The sequence below is a fragment of the Streptomyces griseorubiginosus genome (genome assembly GCF_001514195.1).
GTDB lineage: Bacteria > Actinomycetota > Actinomycetes > Streptomycetales > Streptomycetaceae > Streptomyces > Streptomyces griseorubiginosus.
The window spans coordinates 16,636-34,447 of the sequence record NZ_KQ948742.1; the positions used below are offsets into that span (position 1 = coordinate 16,636).

Here is a 17,812-nt window from a genome sequence, read left to right on the forward strand (position 1 = left end):
GAGCGCGAATCCGGACGGAAGCCGTCACGCCAGAAACTGTCACGGCAGAAACCGCGACGGACGCGAAACGCGGGCAACCCCGATGGCCCCCGGGACGCGGAAACCCCCGGGAAGCCCCGAGACGCGCCCTCACACGACGCCCAGGACGTCCGCGGCGCCCAGGACGTCCGCGGCGCCCAGAACAACCACCGCACCCAGAACAACCACCGCACCCAAGAACCACCTGACCCCCAAGGGACGGCCCCCGGCACCCAGGATCTCCCCGGCACCCAGATCCTCCGCGCCCCCCGCAACCCCCACGAGACCGACGCCGAGCGCCGCCGCCGCCGCGCCCAGTTCCTGCGCGACCTCGCCGAGGCCCGCGAACTGCGCGACCGGGTCCAGCCACGCCGCGCGAAGGTCGCCCGTCTGCGGCACGCGATGCGCATGCGGACATTCCGCTGGTAAGGAACCGCTCGCGCCCCGGGACGCCGACGCAGACTCCGAAACCCGGCCGCCGACGCCCTCCCGGTGCGCTGAACAGGTGCCCGTGCGAAGGCGTTTGGAAAAGCCGCGTACGATCCCGCTCGTGGCGGCGACGAGTGCGCTGGTGAGTCCGACATCGACGTGCCGACGCGCGTGCGATCAAAACCACCGGACACAGGGTGCCGAAGACGTCCCCTGAACGCCTTGTTTCTGCCACGATTCCGAGTGGGTGGGGCTCGGAGCCCGAGCTCTCCCCGCCCGTAACCTCCGCCGGGGGGACCCCCAACCGGCACGCCTATGACCAGTGGGAGAGTCACGGTGTACTTCGCCGCACTGCTCGCGCGCACCGAAGACGGGTGGGAAGCGAGCGACACAGAGCTGGACGATGTGGAGACCCTGTCGGATCTGGCCGACCTCGCCCGGGAAGCCTCGGCCGAGGACGACACGGTGCTCGTCCTCATCGAGCAGGAGGACGCCTGGTTCGGCGTCGTCCGTATCGACGGTGAGGAAGACCCCCGTATCTACGTCTCGGACGCGGCAGCCGCCGCCCGCAGCTCGTACGGCGAGATCCTGCTCACCGACGAACTGCTCGGAAGGGAGCCCGGCGACGACGACCCCGACCTGGACGCCCTCGATCTCGACGGCACCGAGGACGGTGAGGACGACGAGGACGAGGACGACGACACCACGAGCGGCGGCGGCTCCGCCGAGGCCGTGCCGCACGGTCCGGTCGGTGACGCCACGGTCCTCGACGACCTGGGCGTCAGTGAGAAGGAGCTGAAGTCCCTGTCGGAGGACGCGGTCACCGAGATCGCCGAGGCCCTGGGCGCCTCGGAGGTCCTGGAGACCGTCCGCTGACCGGAGCCACCGCGCCGGACCCGGTGCGCGACCGCTGGCGGGCCGCGATGCGGCTCGCCCTGGACGAGGCCGGCAAGGCGGGCACGGACGTGCCGGTGGGTGCCGTCGTACTGTCCCCGGACGGTACGACGGTGCTCGCCGCCGCCCACAACGAACGCGAGGCGGGCGGTGATCCGACCGCGCACGCGGAGATCCTCGCGATCAGGCTGGCGGCGGCGGAGCTCGGTGAGTGGCGGCTGACCGGCTGCACGCTCGTCGTCACTCTGGAGCCCTGCACGATGTGCGCGGGCGCGATCGTGCAGTCCCGGGTGGACCGGGTGGTCTACGGCGCCCGCGACGAGAAGGCGGGCGCGGCCGGCTCCCTCTGGGACGTCGTCCGCGACCGGCGCCTCAACCACCGCCCGGAGGTCATCGAGGGAGTCCTCGCCGACGAATGCGCCCGCCTCCTCACGGAGTTCTTCCGGAACCGCTGAAGGGACCGCTGAAGGGACCGCTGAAGGGACCGCTGACGGGACGACGCCAAGACCGCCACCGGGGCGCCGGATACCGATTTCAAACCACGCCCCACCTTGCTGTAAGGTCTCCCTCGGTAGCGTGTCCGAGCGGCCGAAGGAGCTCGCCTCGAAAGCGAGTGTGGCGCAAGTCACCGAGGGTTCAAATCCCTCCGCTACCGCTTCAGAAGGGCCCCGTCGTAAAGACGGGGCCCTTCATGCGTACTGATCACCCCGGTTACACTCGCGCCCCATAAGCAACACCATGAGCAACAGCAGAAGCGGGGGAGGCCGCGATGGCGGTGAACGGTAAGAAGATCGCCGTCTATCTGGTCGTGGTCTTCGTCCTGTACGTGATCATCACCGACCCGGCCAAGGCCGCCGACTACGTGCAGATAGGGTTCGAGGGCATATCGGACGCCGCCAAGGCCGTGGGCGACTTCTTCACCTGGCTGGCCGACGGGGCGCACTGACCGAACCGAGGGAGCGCCCATGATCCGCCATCTCGTCCTGTTCAAGCTCAACGAGGGTGTCGAGCGCGACGATCCCCGGGTCGTCGCCGGCGAGGAGGCGTTCCGCGCCCTCGACGGCAAGATCCCCGAGATCCGCTTCTGGGAGCTGGGCTGGAACGTCAGCGACCGCCCCATCGCCTACGACTTCGCGATCAACTCCGGCTTCGAGGACGCGGCGGCGCTGCGCACCTACGCCGAGCACCCGGAGCACCAGGCGGGCGTGGCGCTGTGGAAGGAGTTCGCGACCTGGGTGGTCGCGGACTACACCTACTGAGCCCGCACGTACCGAGCCGCACCTACCGAGCCCGCCCCTACCGAGCCGGCGCCGAGCCCACGCCGGGCTCGCGCACGCAGAAGCCTCCCGCCGGGAACGACGGGAGGCTTTTCCGCGTCCCGATCCCCAACTCGTTCTTACCTGCCTCTCAACACGGCGTAACCCAACGTTATGCGGTGCTTGCACACAGTGCACATGTCTTGTGATGCTATGACCGCTTTTGACGGATGAGTTGACCAACGAAGAGGTGGCGTTGACCGTGTCGGCCAGTACCGCGCCTCCCCAGGAGGCGGCCCCTCCCCAGGAGGCGGCCCCCCGCAGCCGCGGCGCCGACACACGGGCGCTCACCCAGGTGCTCTTCGGCCAGTTGAAGGGGCTCCAGCCGGGCACGCCGGAGCACACCCGGGTGCGGGCGGCGCTCATCGAGGCCAACCTCCCGCTCGTGCGCTACGCGGCCGCCCGCTTCCGCTCGCGCAACGAGCCGATGGAGGACGTGATCCAGGTCGGCACCATCGGGCTGATCAACGCCATCGACCGCTTCGACCCGGAGCGGGGCGTGCAGTTCCCCACCTTCGCGATGCCGACCGTCGTCGGCGAGATCAAGCGGTACTTCCGCGACAACGTCCGCACGGTCCACGTCCCGCGCCGGCTGCACGAGCTGTGGGTGCAGGTCAACAGCGCCACCGAGGACCTGACCACCGCCTTCGGGCGCATGCCCACGACCGCCGAGATCGCCGAGCGGCTGCGCATCGGCGAGGACGAGGTGCTGTCCTGCATCGAGGCCGGCCGGTCGTACCACGCCACCTCCCTGGAGGCGGCGCAGGAGGGCGACGGACTGCCGGGCCTGCTGGACCGGCTCGGCTACGAGGACCCGGCGCTGGACGGCGTGGAGCACCGCGACCTGGTCCGGCACCTCCTGGTGCAACTCCCCGAGCGCGAACAGAGAATCCTTCTGCTGCGCTACTACAGCAACCTCACCCAGTCGCAAATCAGCGCGGAACTCGGCGTCTCGCAGATGCACGTTTCGAGGCTACTCGCGCGTAGCTTTCAACGGCTGCGGTCCGCCAATCGCATCGACGCTTAGAGGCCGACGCCGCATAGAGGGCCGACGCATAGAGGCCGACGCCGCATAGAGGACCGACGCATAGAGGCCGACGCATAGAGGCGTGGGCGCATAGCCGTCGGAACGCAGCCGCGGACCCATAGCTGTGGGCGCATGGCGGATGCATAAGGGGCGCACGGTCGCACACCCGTATCACCGCAGTTCGCAAGCACTGTCGAGGCGTAACCGGCGCGAGCGAATCGCTCACCGGCACCGTTCCCGACCCTTCTGTGCCGAAATACCGTCAGACCCCCTTTATCCAGGGCGGATTCGCGTCTCACGTGTCGACATGTCACTACAGCGTGTTGCCGACATGTGACATTCTTCCGGAAGCGCGTTTGCCGGGGCTTCGGCTCCGGTATTCAGGTGAAGGCTGACGTTCCTCGACGAAGCGTTCGCCGTACCGTCCCGCGACCCAAAGGGGGTGGCATGTCCGCAGACCAGGGCAGCTCGAAGGTGCTCACGCTCACGAAGAGCGAGGCTGCGCCCGCGCTCATCGACGTCCCGGCTGTCGAGGCCGCCCCGACCCCGGCGCTGCCGGCCGCGTCCGGAGCCATCGACACCCGCACCCTGTCCCGCTCCCTCTTCCTGCGGCTCGCCGCACTCGACGAGAACAGCCCCGAGCGTGCATACGTCCGGGACACCCTCATCGAGCTCAACCTCCCGCTGGTGCGCTACGCGGCGGCCCGCTTCCGCTCGCGCAACGAGCCGATGGAGGACATCGTCCAGGTCGGCACCATCGGCCTGATCAAGGCGATCGACCGCTTCGACTGCGAACGGGGCGTGGAGTTCCCGACGTTCGCGATGCCGACGGTCGTGGGCGAGATCAAGCGGTTCTTCCGCGACACCTCGTGGTCGGTCCGCGTCCCGCGCCGCCTCCAGGAGCTGCGCCTGGCCCTCACCAAGGCCAGCGACGAGCTCTCCCAGAAGCTGGACCGCTCCCCGACGGTCGCCGAACTCGCCTCGGTGCTCGGCGTGTCCGAGGAGGACGTCGTCGACGGCCTCGCGGTGGGCAACGCCTACACCGCCTCCTCGCTGGACTCCCCGGCCCCGGAGGACGACGGCGGCGAGGGCTCCCTCGCGGACCGCCTCGGCTACGAGGACACCGCGCTGGAGGGCGTGGAGTACCGCGAGTCCCTCAAGCCCCTGCTGGCGAAGCTGCCGCCCCGTGAGCGGCAGATCATCATGCTCCGCTTCTTCGCCAACATGACCCAGTCGCAGATCGGCGAGGAGGTCGGCATCTCGCAGATGCACGTCTCCCGGCTGCTCACCCGCACGCTGGCCCAGCTGCGCGAGGGTCTCATCTCCGACTGATCCGACCCTGCGCGAGGGTTCCCATCCGACGGGGCGTCAGCCACCATGGCGCGATGCCTCGTTCACCACGGACGACCTGGACACATGGCCGTCGGTGCGCCCTGCTCGGCGCGTCGGCGGCCGTCGTCTGTCTGGGCGCTGTTCTGGCCTCGTGCGGCGGAGGCGACGGTGAGGGCTACGTCGCCACGGGCGCGGCGGGCGGCCCCACGGTTTCATCCGATACGGCCGTCATGCCGACCGGCGACGTGACCCTGGTGCCACTCCAGGGAACCGCGTCCCGTCCGGCCGGAAGCCCGGCGTCGGCGAACCCGGCCACCCCGCACGGCACTTCGGCGGGATCGACGGCGGTCGGCACCACGCGGGCGGGTACGGCCCCCGACGTCGGCCCTACCGCGGACGCACCCGCGCGGCCCACCGAGGGCCCCGGGGACGGCCGTAGCCCCTCGGCTTCCCCCTCCGCGGCGGGGACCCCGGAACCCGCGGCCCTCGTCTGGTCGGAGCCGGTCCGGGAGGCCACCGACCGGCGCTGGTGCGAGGACATCACCCTGGACTTCCGCAACACCGGTGGCTCGCCGGTGACTTCGGGGGCCGTCACCTTCGGGACACACGTCATCGGCGCGCTCGGCATCGACTGGGCGACCGTGGAGTCCACGGTGGGACTCCCGGTGCCGATCGATGCCGGCGCGCGACGGGAGAAGACCTGGACGGTGTGCGTCGACGCGTGGCGCGTGCCGTTGGGCATGCGGGTGGAGACGCGGGACGTCACCGTCCGGTGGGGTTAGTTCCTCTTACTTCAGCGCCAGCCAGGCCACCGCCGCCACGATCGCGACGGCGACGATCACGCCGATGATCAGGCCCACGCGGGGTCCTGCGGAGGCGGCGGGCGCGGCCTGCTGCCGTCCGCCCTGGGGAGCCTCGTCGACGAAGGCACGGAACATCTGAGTGCTGCCGGCGGGGTCGTAGTTGCCCTGGGGGCCCTGGTTGTCAGCCATGCCCAGAGACCCTAGCGAATCCGGCGATGGGGCCCAAGTGCGGGGCCGACCGGGGCATCAGGGGGTCTCACGTGCCGGTTTACGTTCGCAATACTTGCCTTTGCCAAGTTTTTATGCCGCACTCACCCCGTTTTATTTGCCTGTAGCAACCAAGCAAGCCTATGGTTGCCCGAAGCAACGAATACGGGAGGTGTGATGGCCGAGCAGGCGCGATACGAGGAGCTGATCCGCCAGTTCAGCGCCTTCGGAGCCGTGAAGCGGGAGATGGGGCGGATGATGCCGTCCGACTGCCCCGCCGGTTCCGCCGCCGTGCTGACCCTGCTCGGGCGCTACGGAGACATGCGCATGAGCAGGCTCTCCGAGCTGCTCGCCGTGGACATGTCCGTGACCAGCCGCCATGTGGCCCACGTGGTCGAACGCGGCTGGATCGAGCGCTCCCCCGACCCGGCGGACCGCCGCTCGCGCATCCTCGGGCTGACCCCGGCCGGCCAGGCGCTCCTGGACCAGCTGTCGCGGCGCACCTGCCTGATGCTCTCCGAGCGGCTCGGCGACTGGAGCGACGAGGAGGTGGCCCAGCTGACCGCCCTGATGGCACGGCTGCGCGCCAGCTTCGACGACACCCGCGCGCACGGCCCCGAACCCCGGCCGCCCGCACCCCCCGTACTCGAACAGACCACCCGTACACCCGCGATCACCACGTAAGAGAAGGAAGCCCATGGCAACGACCACACCAGCCGGTGTGCGGGCACACGCCAAGCACGGAGGAGGCTCCGGCGAGCACGGCCCCATGACGCACCGGCAGATCATGGAAGCCATCTCCGGCCTGCTGCTCGGCATGTTCGTGGCGATCCTGTCGTCCACGATCGTCACCAACGCGCTCCCGCACATCATCAGCGACCTCGGCGGCGGCCAGTCCGCCTACACCTGGGTCGTCACCGCGGCCCTGCTGTCGATGACCGCGGCCACCCCCCTGTGGGGCAAGCTCGCCGACCTGTACAGCAAGAAGGCGCTCGTCCAGATAGCGCTCGTCATCTACGTGCTGGGCTCCGCGGCCGCGGGTCTGTCGCAGAACGCCGGCATGCTGATCGCCTGCCGCGTCGTCCAGGGCATCGGCGTCGGCGGCCTGTCCGCCCTCGCGCAGATCGTCATGGCCGCGATGATCTCCCCGCGTGAGCGCGGCCGTTACTCCGGCTACCTCGGCGCGACCTTCGCCGTCGCCACCGTCGGCGGCCCGCTGCTCGGCGGTGTCATCACCGACACCTCGTGGCTGGGCTGGCGTTGGTGCTTCTACGTCGGCGTCCCGTTCGCCGTCGTCGCCCTGATCGTGCTCCAGAAGACCCTGCACCTGCCCGTGGTCAAGCGGGAGGTCAAGGTCGACTGGGGCGGCGCCACCGCCATCGCCGCCGCCGTCTCGCTGCTGCTGGTCTGGGTCACCTTCGCCGGTGACAAGTACGACTGGCTGTCGTGGCAGACGTACACGATGGTCGGCGGCTCGATCGTCCTCGGCCTGCTGTTCGTGCTGATCGAGTCCAAGGCGAGCGAGCCGATCATCCCGCTGCGGCTGTTCAAGAACCGCACGATCACCCTCGCCTCGCTGGCCTCGCTGTTCGTCGGTGTCGCGATGTTCACCGGCACGGTCTTCTTCAGCCAGTACTTCCAGCTGGCCCGCGACAAGTCCCCGACGATGTCCGGCGTCATGACCATCCCGATGATCGGCGGACTGTTCGTCTCCTCGACCGTCTCCGGGCAGTTCATCACCCGCACCGGCCGCTGGAAGGCATGGCTGGTCAGCGGTGGCGTCCTCGTGACGGCCGGCCTCGGCCTGCTGGGGACCATCCGGTACGACACGGCCTACTGGAAGATGTCGATCTTCATGGCCCTGCTGGGTCTCGGCATCGGCATGATGATGCAGAACCTGGTGCTCTGCACCCAGAACCAGGTCGAACCGTCCGATCTCGGCGCGGCCAGCTCCACGGTCACCTTCTTCCGGTCCCTGGGCGGTGCGGTCGGCGTCTCGGCGCTGGGCGCGGTCATGTCCCACCGGATCACCCACTACGTCTCGGACGGCGTCGCCGCCCTCGACCCGAAGTACCGGGCCGCCCTGGCCGGTTCGAGCTCCTCCACCGACAGCATCCCGGACCTGGCCAAGCTGCCCGCGCCGGTGCGCACGCTCATGGAGAGCTCCTACGGCCACGGCATCGCCGACGTGTTCCTGATCGCCGGCGCCCTCGCGGCCGTCGCCTTCCTGATCACCCTGTTCATCAAGGAGGTCCCGCTGCGGACCAAGGGCGCGCTGGCGCAGGCCGCCGCGGCGGAGGCCCCCGCTGCGGAGCCCTCCGAGGCTCCCGGGGAGACCGCCGCCGAGCACACCCCGAGCTGGGCAGCCACCGAGACCGTCTCCTCGGACACCGAAACCGCCCCCGAGGGCACCCAGCGGCTGTCCGCCGTGGCCACCCTGGCCCGTCCGGAGGCCTCCGGTGAGGGCCCCGGCTCCGTCCCGGTCCGCGGCTTCGTGCGCGGCAACGAGGGCATCCCGGTCCCGCGGGCCGCGGTCACGCTGATCTCGCTGGCGGGACAGCAGCTGGGCCGCTCGGTCGCCCAGGCCGACGGGTCCTACGCGGTCGACGCGCCCGGCGTCGGGTCGTACGTCCTGATCGCCTCCGCGGACGGCTTCCAGCCGCAGGCGTCCACCGTCCTGGTGGGCGGCGAGCCGGTCGCCTACGACATCCTCCTCAGCGGCACCAGCGGGCTGAACGGGCTCGTGCGGGCCGCGGCGAACGGGGAGCCGGTCAAGGACGCCATGGTGATCGTCACCGATGTGCGCGGCGACCTGCTGGCCACCGGGACCACCGGTGAGCAGGGCGAGTTCGCCTTCGGCGAGCTGGTGCCGGGTGCCGTGACCGTCGCGGTCAACGCCGCCGGGTTCCGGCCGCGCGCGCTGCCCGTCGAGGTCGGCGGCACCGGAGTCACCCGCATCGAGGTGGACCTGGACTCGGGCGCCCGCCTCCAGGGTGTCGTCCGGGCCCCGCACGGCCCGCTGGCCGACGCCCGGGTCACCCTCGTGGACGCCGCCGGCAACGTGGTCGGCACCGCCACCACCGGGACGGACGGGGCGTACGCCTTCACCGACCTGGACGGCGGCGAGTACACGGTCATCGCCACGGGCTACCCGCCGCAGGCCACGGCCCTGACGGTGAACGGCCCCGCGGTCGACGGACACGACATCGAACTTGCCCACCCCGGCGAGTAGTTCCACCCACTCCGGCCTGTGGCGGGGGACGCGCGCTCCGAGCGGAGGCGCGCGCCCGCCACGGGCCGGTCTCTTTCGAGGAGTTCTCAGACATGCCAGTGACCGCGAGGATCCGAACCCGTGACGGATGGGCCGTGTCGCACGCGGTCGTCACGGTGACCGACATGACCGGCACGCAGGTGCTGCGCGCGGAGGCGGACGCGGAGGGGGCGGTTCGGGACGGGACCCCGCTGGAGCCGGGGCCGTACACCGTCATCGTCACGGCCGTCGGGTACGCGCCCACCGCCTCCAGCGCGATCGTCACCGCGAGCGGGCGGGCCGAGGTCGGCACGGTCACGCTGGCCCGGGTCGGCGGCGCGGAACTGCCGCCGCCCGGCCCCTGGACCGTGGACCCGGCCCACTCCAGCGTGGGCGCGGTCGCCCAGCACCTGGGCATCTCCAGCGTCCACGGCCGCTTCACCGACTTCACCGCGGCGATCGAGGTCGCCCCGGACGACGTGACCAAGTCCCGGGTGGAGGCGGTCATCCGGGCGGCCTCCATCGACACCGGGAACGCGATGCGGGACGACCACCTGCGCTCGGCGGACTTCCTGGACGTGGAGCGGTACCCGGAGATCACCTACCGGTCGACGGGTCTCGTGGTGGCCGGTACGGACCGCTGGACCGTGCGGGGCGAGCTGGCGATGCGCGGTGTCGTACGGCCGGTCGACCTGGACCTCGCCTACCTGGGCACCGGCGCGGACCCCTGGGGCGGAACACGGGCCGCCTTCAAGGCGACCACGCAGCTGCGGCGCGAGGACTTCGCCATGAACTACAACCAGGTCGTCCAGGCGGGGATCGCGGCGATCGGCACGACACTGAAGGTCGAGCTGGACGTGCAGGCGGTGCAGGGGGAGTCGCTGCCGCAGGGGTGAGTGCGGCCGGGCGGTGGCTGGGGGTCGCTGGCCGGGGCCGTTGTCAGTGGTGGGTCGTACGGTTCGGGCATGGAGCGGAGCACGGGGGTGCAGGCGTACTACGCCGAGTCGGCGGAGCGGCTGGGAGAGGTCTACGAGAGCGTCTCGTTCGAGGACGTGCACGGGGCGCTGCTGGACTTGCTGCCGGAGGCGCCCGCGCGGGTGCTGGACGTCGGCGCGGGGACCGGGCGGGACGCGACGGCGCTGGCCGGGCGCGGGTACACGGTCGACGCGGTGGAGCCGGTGGCGGAGCTGCGTCGGGTGGCCGAGCGGCTGCACCCCGGCAGCGGGGTGACCTGGCGGCCGGGCGCGCTGCCGGAGATACCGGGCGTGCGGGGGCCGTACGACGTCGTGCTGCTGTCCGCGGTGTGGATGCACCTGCCGCCGGAGGAACGGCCCGGCGCGATGCGGCGGCTGGCCGGCCTGCTCGCGCCCGGCGGACTCCTGCTGATCACCCTGCGGCGCGGGGAGCCGCCCGTGGACAGGCGGATGTTCGACATCCCGCCCGAGGAGGTCGCCGATCAGGGGGCCGCGGCGGGGCTGAGGCTGCTGCGGACCGTGGCCGAGGGCGCCGACCGGCTCGGCCGGGACGCCGTGCGCTGGCACGCCGTGGTGCTCCAACTAGGCTGAGGCCATGGCACCGAACATTGCGACCAACACGTCCGTCTCCCTGGACGAGCTGCTGGACTTCGTGCGGCCCCGGCACCGGGCGCTCCTGCTGACGCGGCGGGCGGACGGGTCGCCGCAGGCCTCGCCGCTGACCTGTGGGGTCGACGACTCGGGGCGGATCGTCGTGTCGACGTATCCCGAGCGGGCGAAGACGCGGAACGCGAAGCGGGATCCCCGGGTGAGCGTGGTCGTGCTGAGCGACGACTGGGACGGGCCGTGGGTGCAGGTCGACGGGACCGCGGAGGTCATCGACTCGCCGGAGTCCGTGGAGCCGCTGGTGGAGTACTTCCGGAACATCTCCGGGGAGCACCCGGACTGGGACGAGTACCGTTCGGCGATGGTGCGGCAGGGGAAGTCGATCATTCGGGTCACGCCGGAGCGGTGGGGGCCGGTTGCCACCGGCGGGTTCCCGGCCAGGTTGGCCTGATATCTCGGGGCTTCTCGTTCGTTGGCGGGTTCCGGTTTCACTGTGGCTGGTCGCGCAGTTCCCCGCGCCCCTGGGGAGTTGCCCTCACCATCGTTTCGATGCCTGCCACGAGTAGGTCCAAGGCGAACGTGAAGTCCCTGTCCCGCATCTCCTCCACCGTGTCGCCGCCCCTCGCCGTCATGATCTCCTCGTTCTCCTTGAGGATCTCGGCGGCGTCGGGGGACCGGGTCGCCGAGGCCATCGCGTGGCGGAAGTAGGCGTCCTGGGTCATGCCTGCCTGGCCGGCGCGTGCGATGAAGTGGCCCTCGATGGTGCCGAAGCCGTAGACGAACTGGAAGACGGCCGAGATCGCGCCCGTGATGCCGTGTGCGGGCAGGCCGGACTTGCGGATGACCCGGTGCACGATCCGGGACAGCGCAAGGGAGTTGGGGCCGATGTTGAGGAAGGTGCCGGCCAGCGGGGAGACCCAGGGGTGGCGGACCAGCAGGCCCCGGTACTCGCGGGCGATCGTGCGCAGTTGGTCCCGCCAGTCCTCCTCCTCGGTCTCCGGGTCCGGGAGCTCCAGTCCGCCGAAGGCCGCGTCCAGGGCGAGTTCGAGCAGGTCGTCCTTGGTGTCGACGTACCAGTAGACGGACATCGCGGTCACGTTCAGCTCGGTGGCCAGCCGACGCATGGAGAACTTGGCCAGGCCGTCCGTGTCGAGCAGCCGTACGGTGGCCTCGGTGATCCGCTCCCGGTCCAGCCCCGAGGGCTGCCCTCCGCCCCGCCCGCTCCGGCGCACCTTGCCCTCCAGCCAGACACTGGTCCGGCCTGAGGCATTTGGGCCTGCGTTAGCCATGGCGCACCTTCCAAGGACTCCGTCGACTGGCAAAGACGCCAGGTGTCTTCCAACTTAAGGGGCGCGGGGAACTGCGCGAGAAACCACAACGGACCCGCAGCCGCCGACGCAACATCGCCCCCACCCCTTCAGGCGACTCCATCCCGCTCCGCCCGCCGCAGCAACACCCCCGCCACCACCCCACCCAGCAACACCGCCACCGCCCCCACCAGCTGGCTGCTCTCCAGGCCGGAGGCGAACGCCTCCGTGATCCGCGCCCTCTCCGGCCCCGACCCCGCCTGCGCCAACGCCCCCGGCAGGGACACCGCCGCCACCGAGATCCCCGCCGCGAAACGGGAGTTCAGCACCGCGCCCAGCACCGCGACGCCCAGCCCCTGCCCGAACTCCGCCACCGTGCCGTTGATCCCCGCGCCCACGCCGGCCTTCTCCGGCGGAATCGCGCTCATGATGGCGTGGGCCATCGCAGGGCTCGCGACCGCCGCCCCCGCACCGATCAGCACCAGCCCCAGCAGCGTGCCCGGGTACCCGTGGTCGGTGAGCGTGGCGATCGAGGCCAGGCCCGCCGCCATCACCGCCATGCCGAGCCCGATGGAGAGCGGGGTGCCCAGGCGGGCCGACCACTTCGCCGCCAGGCCCGTGAAGTTGAGGGCCACGATCATCAGGGCGAGCGGTGCCGTGCGCAGGCCCGCCTCCAGGGGGCCGTAACCGAGGACGAACTGCATGTGCTGGGTGAGCAGGAACAGCGAGCCGCCCATACCGAAGGTGATCAGCACCGCGCCCGCCACCGCGCCGGTGAAGCGGCAGTCGCGGAAGAAGTGCATGTCGAGCATGGGGTGCGGGATCCGGTTCTCCCACCACGCGAACGCGGCGAGGACCACGACCGCGACGGCCGCCGGTGTCAGCACCCGGCCCGACGTCCAGCCGTGCTCGGGGCCGGAGATGATCGCGAACACCAGGGAGGTCATGCCGATCGTGGAGAGCAGGGCGCCGAGCAGGTCGGGGCGGTTGCCCTGCGGGTTTTTGGACTCGGGGACCAGGGCCACCACCGCGAGCAGCGCGAGCGCGGCGACCGGCAGGTTGATCAGGAAGATCGCGCCCCACCAGAAGTGGTTCAGCATGAAGCCGCCCAGGAGGGGGCCGGTCGCGAAGCCCAGGGAGTTCACGGCCGCCCAGATGCCGATCGCCCTCGGCTGCTCCTCGGGCGCGAAGATCTGCATCGCCACGGCGAGCGTGGTGGTCATCAGCAGCGCCCCGCCGACGCCCATCCCGGCCCGTGCCGCGATGAGTTGGGCGGTCGAGTCCGCGAGGCCCGCGACCAGTGAGCCCAGACCGAACAGGACCAGGCCGGCGGCCAGCATCTTCTTGCGGCCGTAGCGGTCGGCGGCACTGCCCGCGGTGAGCAGGAGCCCCGACTGGACCAGCGAGTACGCGTTGATCATCCACTGGATGTCGGAGGTCTCGGCGCCCAGTTCGCGGGTGAGCGACGGGATCGCCACGTTCAGGATCGTGTTGTCGAGCAGCACGGTCAGCTGGGCGAGACAGATGACGCCGAGTATCAGCCAGCGCTGGGGGTGGCCCTGAGTGACGGTGCCGGGGGCGGTGGTGGAGGCGGTCATGTTGTACACCGTAGAACAGTTCCTATACGGCGTACAACACACTTTCCCGCCGTACGACGAGGGGCCCGCCGTACGGCGAAGGGGGCGGCGACCGAAGTCACCGCCCCCTCATGTGGGAATCGTCAGCTGCTCGCCTTCTGGGTGAGGTCGTAGAAGGTGGCCGAACCGACCGTCACCTTCTTGAAGTTGGCCTCGACCCAGCTCGTGATCTGCGAGGACGTACCGCTGCTGCTGCCGCCCATGCCGCCGCCGGTGCCGCTGGAGATGAAGTAGTGGATCCTGCCTTCCTCCACGTACTTCTTGAACTGGGCCAGCGTCGGGGACGGGTCGGTGCCGTTGAAGCCGCCGATCGCCATCACGGACTCGTCGGAGGCCAGCTGGTAGCTCGCCGCGTTCTGGGCGCCGATCGCGGCCGCCGCCCAGGTGTAGTCGTCCGCGTCGGCCTGGAGCAGCTTCTTGGCCTCGGAGGAGACGCTCGCGCCGTTGAGCAGGCCGCCGGCACCACCGCCGCGGCCCATGCCGCCGCCCTCACCCATGCCGCCCAGCTGGTTCCGGGTGGTGCCGTTGCCTTGCGTGGTGCCGTTGCCTTGCGTGGTGCCGTTGCCTTGCGTGGTGCCGTTGCCCTGCGTGGTGCCGTTGCCCGTGGTGCCGTTCTGGCCCGGCATGCCGCCGCCCGGGAAGCCCTGACCCTGCTGGCTCTGGCCCTGGCCCTGCGTATTGCTGTTCCCGTTCGCGTTCCCGTTCTGCTGGTTCTGGCCGCCGAAGCCGCCCATGCCGCCACCGCCGCCGGGACCTCCGCCCCGGCCGCCGCCTCCGCCGAAGCCCATCATGCTCGCGCCCGCCGGGCCCGCCGTCGGGATGGAGCCGGTGTGCGCGGAGTTCACCGTGCTCAGGGTGTACGCCGTCGGACCGGCCAGCGCGGCCACGATGCCCAGGGCCGCAACCCCGAGCGCCAGTTGCCGGCCGAGCCGGGCCACGAAGATCAGGCCGAGCGCGGCGATCAGACCGCCGACCAGGACCAGCCACTTCAGCCAGGGAAGGTAGTCGGGGGTGCGGTTGAGGAGGACGTACCCCCAGGCCGCGGCGGCCACCATCGCGGCCGCGAGGGCGAGCGAGGCCCAGGTCTCGGCGCGCTTCTCCCACAGGATTCCGGCGCCCATGCCGACCACGGCGGCGATGTAGGGGGCGAGGGCGACCGTGTAGTACTGGTGGAAGATGCCCGCCATGAAGCTGAAGACCACCAGGGTGATCAGCAGCGAGCCGCCCCAGACGAGGAACGCACCGCGGGTGGCGGAGGTCCGCTTGAGCTTGCGCGTGGCCACCAGGCCCGCGACCAGCAGGATCAGTGCGGCCGGCAGCAGCCAGGAGATCTGGCTGCCGATCTCGGAGTTGAACATCCGGTTCCAGCCGGTCTCGCCCCACTGGCCGGTGCTGCCACCGCCCCCGCCGCCGACGCTGCCGGTCTCCTCGCCGTTGAGGCGGCCGAGTCCGTTGTAGCCGAAGGTCAGTTCAAGGAACGAGTTGTTCTGGGAGCCGCCGATGTAGGGGCGCGAGGAGGCGGGCCACAGCTCGACGATCGCGACCCACCAGCCGCCGGAGACGACCAACGCGACTGTAGCGAGGGCCAGTTGGCCGATCCGCTTCTTCAGCTTGTGCGGGCCGACCGCCGCGTACACGAACGCCAGCGCCGGCAGGATCAGGAAGGCCTGCAAGGTCTTGGCGAGGAACGCGAAGCCGATCGCGACCCCCGCCCACACCAGCCACCTCGTCCTGCCGTCCTCGACAGCCCGTACGACGAAGTAGCAGGCCAGCGCCATCAGCAGGGCCAGCATCGCGTCCGGGTTGTTGAACCGGAACATCAGCGCGGCGACGGGGGTGAGCGCGAGCACCGCGCCCGCGAGCAGACCGGCCCCGGGACTGAATCGGCGCCTTACGGAGGCGTAGACGACGGCGACCGTGCCGACGCCCATCAGGACCTCGGGGCCGAGGATCGTCCAGGAGTTCAGCCCGAAGATCCTGGCCGCGATCTCCATCGGCCACAGGAACGCCGAGGGCTTGTCGACGGTGATGGCGTTGCCCGCGTCCAGCGAGCCGAAAAACATCGCCTTCCAGCTCTTGGTGCCGGCCTGGACGGCCGCCGAGTAGAAGGAGTTGGCGTAGCCGGAGGCGCTCAGGTTGTAGAAGTACAGGGCTGCGGTGGCGAGCAGCAGGCCCCAGAACGCGGGGCGTGCCCAGCGGGGGTCCTCGGGGCGGCCGCGCCACATTCTGCGGGCGAGGGGCTGTTGGGGTTCACCGGACTCCGGGGCCGGGGGAGCGACGTCCTGTACGTCCGTCACGGTCACCGCCGGACCCCATCCGGAACCCTGCCGGGTCGGGTGGTCGGTCTGCGTGGTCATCAGGAGTTCCTCGGGTCGGTGCCGGTGTCGGTGCCGGTGTCGCTGGAGCGCGCCGGCTGCGACGGCACGGTGGCGTCGTACGGGGACTGCGGGGTGTATGGGGACTGCCCGGTGTACGGGGGCTGCCGGTCGTACGGGGACTGCCGGTCGTACGGGGACTGCCGGTCGTACGGGGACTGCCGGTCGTACGGGGTCTGAGGGGTGTACGGAGTGTGCGGCGCGGTGGCGTAGTGGTTCGCCGTGGGGCGCGTGGGCAGGGGGGCGTACGGCTGCTGCGAGGCGTACGGCTGTTGCGAGGCGTACGGCTGCTGCGTGCCGTAGGCCGGTGTGGCGGACCGCGTGGTGGTGGAGGGCGTGGTGGCGGGCGTGTGCGTGGTCACCACCGTGGACCGGGACGGGTTCTCGTCCCGCTCGGGGAACACCCAGGCCCGGAAGAGCAGGAACCGCAGCACGGTCGCCGCGAGGTTGGCGGCGATCAGCACCGCCAGCTCGGTGGAGTGCGCCGGGTCGCTGGTGGCCGCGTCGAGCGCGGCGAGGGAGCCGCTGGTCAGTGCGAGGCCGATGCCGAAGACGACCAGGCCCTGCGCCTGGTGCCGGACGGCGCCGCCCCGCCCGCGCACCCCGAAGGTCAGCCGCCGGTTGGCGGCGGTGTTGGCGACCGCCGAGACCAGCAGGGCCAGCGCGTTGGCGATCTGGGAGCCGCAGAACTGCCGGAAGACGCTGTACAGCAGCAGGTAGAAGAGGGTGGACAGCCCGCCGACGACACAGAACCCGACGAGCTGGCGGGCCAGCCCCTTCGGCACGTCCTGGACGTCGCGGTCGCGCGGGTCGTCGCCGAACGGGCGGGTGATCCGGTCCAGCGGCAGCGCGCCGGTGGCGAGCGCCTTGCCCACCCGCCACACGCCCTTGAGGTCCTCGGTCGCCGTCTTGACGATGTGGACGGTGGAGTCCGGGTCGTCGACCCAGTCGACGGGCACTTCGTGGATACGCAGGCCCGCGCGCTCGGCGATGACCAGCATCTCGGTGTCGAAGAACCAGCCGGTGTCCTCGACCAGCGGCAGCAGGACCTGCGCCACGTCCCGCCGGATGGCCTTGAAGCCGCACTGCGCGTCGGAGAAGCGGGCGTGCAGCGAGCCGCGCAGGATCAGGTTGTAGGCGCGGGAGATGAACTCGCGCTTCGGGCCGCGCACGACCCGGGAGCTGCGGGCCAGCCGGGAGCCGATCGCCAGGTCGGAGTGGCCCGAGATCAGCGGGGCCACCAGCGGCAGCAGCGCGTTGAGGTCGGTGGACAGGTCGACGTCCATGTAGGCGAGGACGGGGGCGTCCGAGGCGGACCAGACGGTCCGCAGGGCCCGGCCGCGGCCCTTCTGCTCCAGCCGGAAGGCCCTGACCTCGGGGATCTCCGCCTCCAGCCGCCGCGACACCAGGGGCGTGGTGTCCGTCGACGCGTTGTCCGCGATGGTGATGCGGAACGCGTACGGGAACGTGCGCCTGAGGTGCTCGTGCAGTCTCAGCACACACGGCTGGAGGTCCTTCTCCTCGTTGTAGACGGGGATCACTACGTCCAGGACAGGCGTACCGGCGTCGCCGGCCGGGAGGTGCTCCCGCGCCGGCAGGGTGCCGGGAGAAGAGTCGGTTCGCATGGGAACGACTCT

The 17,812-nt window shown here is 70.9% G+C and carries 18 protein-coding genes and 1 tRNA gene; 14 read left to right on the forward strand and 5 right to left on the reverse strand.

Annotated elements, in window-relative coordinates:
• Nucleotides 1-273: 273 nt before the first annotated feature.
• The 9 genes from AQJ54_RS47455 (at nt 274) to AQJ54_RS32025 (ending at nt 5,798) form a co-directional block, all read left to right on the forward strand.
• The gene (locus tag AQJ54_RS47455) at nt 274-447 is read left to right on the forward strand and encodes a DUF4461 domain-containing protein (RefSeq protein ID WP_141209320.1); all 174 of its coding nucleotides are present in this window, start codon (nt 274-276) and stop codon (nt 445-447) included.
• Between the two features lie 336 nt (nt 448-783).
• The gene (locus AQJ54_RS31995) at nt 784-1,323 is read left to right on the forward strand and encodes a tRNA adenosine deaminase-associated protein (protein ID WP_062025462.1); all 540 of its coding nucleotides are present in this window, start codon (nt 784-786) and stop codon (nt 1,321-1,323) included.
• Between the two features lie 47 nt (nt 1,324-1,370).
• Complete coding sequence (gene tadA, locus AQJ54_RS32000) at nt 1,371-1,796, forward strand: tRNA adenosine(34) deaminase TadA (protein WP_062243726.1); 426 nt, start codon at nt 1,371-1,373, stop codon at nt 1,794-1,796.
• Between the two features lie 115 nt (nt 1,797-1,911).
• Nucleotides 1,912-1,996, forward strand: a tRNA-Ser gene (locus tag AQJ54_RS32005).
• A gap of 114 nt (nt 1,997-2,110) precedes the next feature.
• Nucleotides 2,111-2,287, forward strand: a complete 177-nt coding sequence (locus AQJ54_RS46220; protein ID WP_020134015.1) for a hypothetical protein — start codon at nt 2,111-2,113, stop codon at nt 2,285-2,287.
• Between the two features lie 19 nt (nt 2,288-2,306).
• A complete protein-coding gene (locus AQJ54_RS32010) occupies nt 2,307-2,600 on the forward strand; it encodes a Dabb family protein (protein ID WP_062025464.1) in 294 nt (97 codons plus the stop codon).
• A 220-nt stretch (nt 2,601-2,820) separates the two neighbouring features.
• The gene (locus tag AQJ54_RS32015; RefSeq protein WP_062025466.1) at nt 2,821-3,684 is read left to right on the forward strand and encodes an RNA polymerase sigma factor SigF; all 864 of its coding nucleotides are present in this window, start codon (nt 2,821-2,823) and stop codon (nt 3,682-3,684) included.
• 447 nt (nt 3,685-4,131) lie between these two features.
• The gene (locus AQJ54_RS32020) at nt 4,132-5,016 is read left to right on the forward strand and encodes an RNA polymerase sigma factor SigF (protein ID WP_020134018.1); all 885 of its coding nucleotides are present in this window, start codon (nt 4,132-4,134) and stop codon (nt 5,014-5,016) included.
• Nucleotides 5,017-5,069: 53 nt separating this feature from the next.
• Nucleotides 5,070-5,798, forward strand: coding sequence for a hypothetical protein (locus tag AQJ54_RS32025; RefSeq protein WP_063806474.1), 729 nt, complete (start codon nt 5,070-5,072; stop codon nt 5,796-5,798).
• 6 nt (nt 5,799-5,804) lie between these two features.
• On the opposite strand, the gene AQJ54_RS32030 is transcribed toward AQJ54_RS32025, so the two are convergent.
• Nucleotides 5,805-6,008, reverse strand: a complete 204-nt coding sequence (locus AQJ54_RS32030; protein WP_062243134.1) for a hypothetical protein — start codon at nt 6,006-6,008, stop codon at nt 5,805-5,807.
• A gap of 195 nt (nt 6,009-6,203) precedes the next feature.
• Here AQJ54_RS32030 and AQJ54_RS32035 point away from each other — a divergent pair, with 195 nt between their 5' ends.
• From AQJ54_RS32035 to AQJ54_RS32055, 5 genes are all read left to right on the forward strand, one after another.
• Nucleotides 6,204-6,710: a MarR family winged helix-turn-helix transcriptional regulator gene (locus tag AQJ54_RS32035; protein ID WP_062243137.1), complete on the forward strand. Its 507-nt coding sequence runs from the start codon at nt 6,204-6,206 to the stop codon at nt 6,708-6,710.
• 85 nt (nt 6,711-6,795) lie between these two features.
• The gene (locus AQJ54_RS32040; RefSeq protein ID WP_062243732.1) at nt 6,796-9,258 is read left to right on the forward strand and encodes an MFS transporter; all 2,463 of its coding nucleotides are present in this window, start codon (nt 6,796-6,798) and stop codon (nt 9,256-9,258) included.
• Nucleotides 9,259-9,350: 92 nt separating this feature from the next.
• Nucleotides 9,351-10,172: a YceI family protein gene (locus tag AQJ54_RS32045; RefSeq protein WP_062243140.1), complete on the forward strand. Its 822-nt coding sequence runs from the start codon at nt 9,351-9,353 to the stop codon at nt 10,170-10,172.
• Nucleotides 10,173-10,241: 69 nt separating this feature from the next.
• Nucleotides 10,242-10,841 carry a class I SAM-dependent methyltransferase gene (locus AQJ54_RS32050; RefSeq protein ID WP_062243143.1) on the forward strand — a complete coding sequence of 200 codons (600 nt, stop codon included), beginning with the start codon at nt 10,242-10,244 and terminating at the stop codon, nt 10,839-10,841.
• Between the two features lie 4 nt (nt 10,842-10,845).
• A complete protein-coding gene (locus tag AQJ54_RS32055; protein WP_030319281.1) occupies nt 10,846-11,307 on the forward strand; it encodes a PPOX class F420-dependent oxidoreductase in 462 nt (153 codons plus the stop codon).
• 37 nt (nt 11,308-11,344) lie between these two features.
• Here the strand turns inward: AQJ54_RS32055 and AQJ54_RS32060 are convergent, their stop codons facing one another.
• From AQJ54_RS32060 to AQJ54_RS32075, 4 genes are all read right to left on the reverse strand, one after another.
• Nucleotides 11,345-12,145 carry a TetR/AcrR family transcriptional regulator gene (locus AQJ54_RS32060; RefSeq protein ID WP_062243146.1) on the reverse strand — a complete coding sequence of 267 codons (801 nt, stop codon included), beginning with the start codon at nt 12,143-12,145 and terminating at the stop codon, nt 11,345-11,347.
• A 128-nt stretch (nt 12,146-12,273) separates the two neighbouring features.
• The gene (locus AQJ54_RS32065; protein ID WP_248845477.1) at nt 12,274-13,761 is read right to left on the reverse strand and encodes an MFS transporter; all 1,488 of its coding nucleotides are present in this window, start codon (nt 13,759-13,761) and stop codon (nt 12,274-12,276) included.
• A 122-nt stretch (nt 13,762-13,883) separates the two neighbouring features.
• Nucleotides 13,884-16,157, reverse strand: coding sequence for a glycosyltransferase family 39 protein (locus AQJ54_RS32070; protein WP_062243152.1), 2,274 nt, complete (start codon nt 16,155-16,157; stop codon nt 13,884-13,886).
• A complete protein-coding gene (locus AQJ54_RS32075; protein WP_062243155.1) occupies nt 16,157-17,800 on the reverse strand; it encodes a bifunctional glycosyltransferase family 2/GtrA family protein in 1,644 nt (547 codons plus the stop codon). The genes AQJ54_RS32070 and AQJ54_RS32075 overlap by 1 nt, the downstream gene beginning before the upstream one ends.
• Between the last annotated feature and the right edge of the window lie 12 nt (nt 17,801-17,812).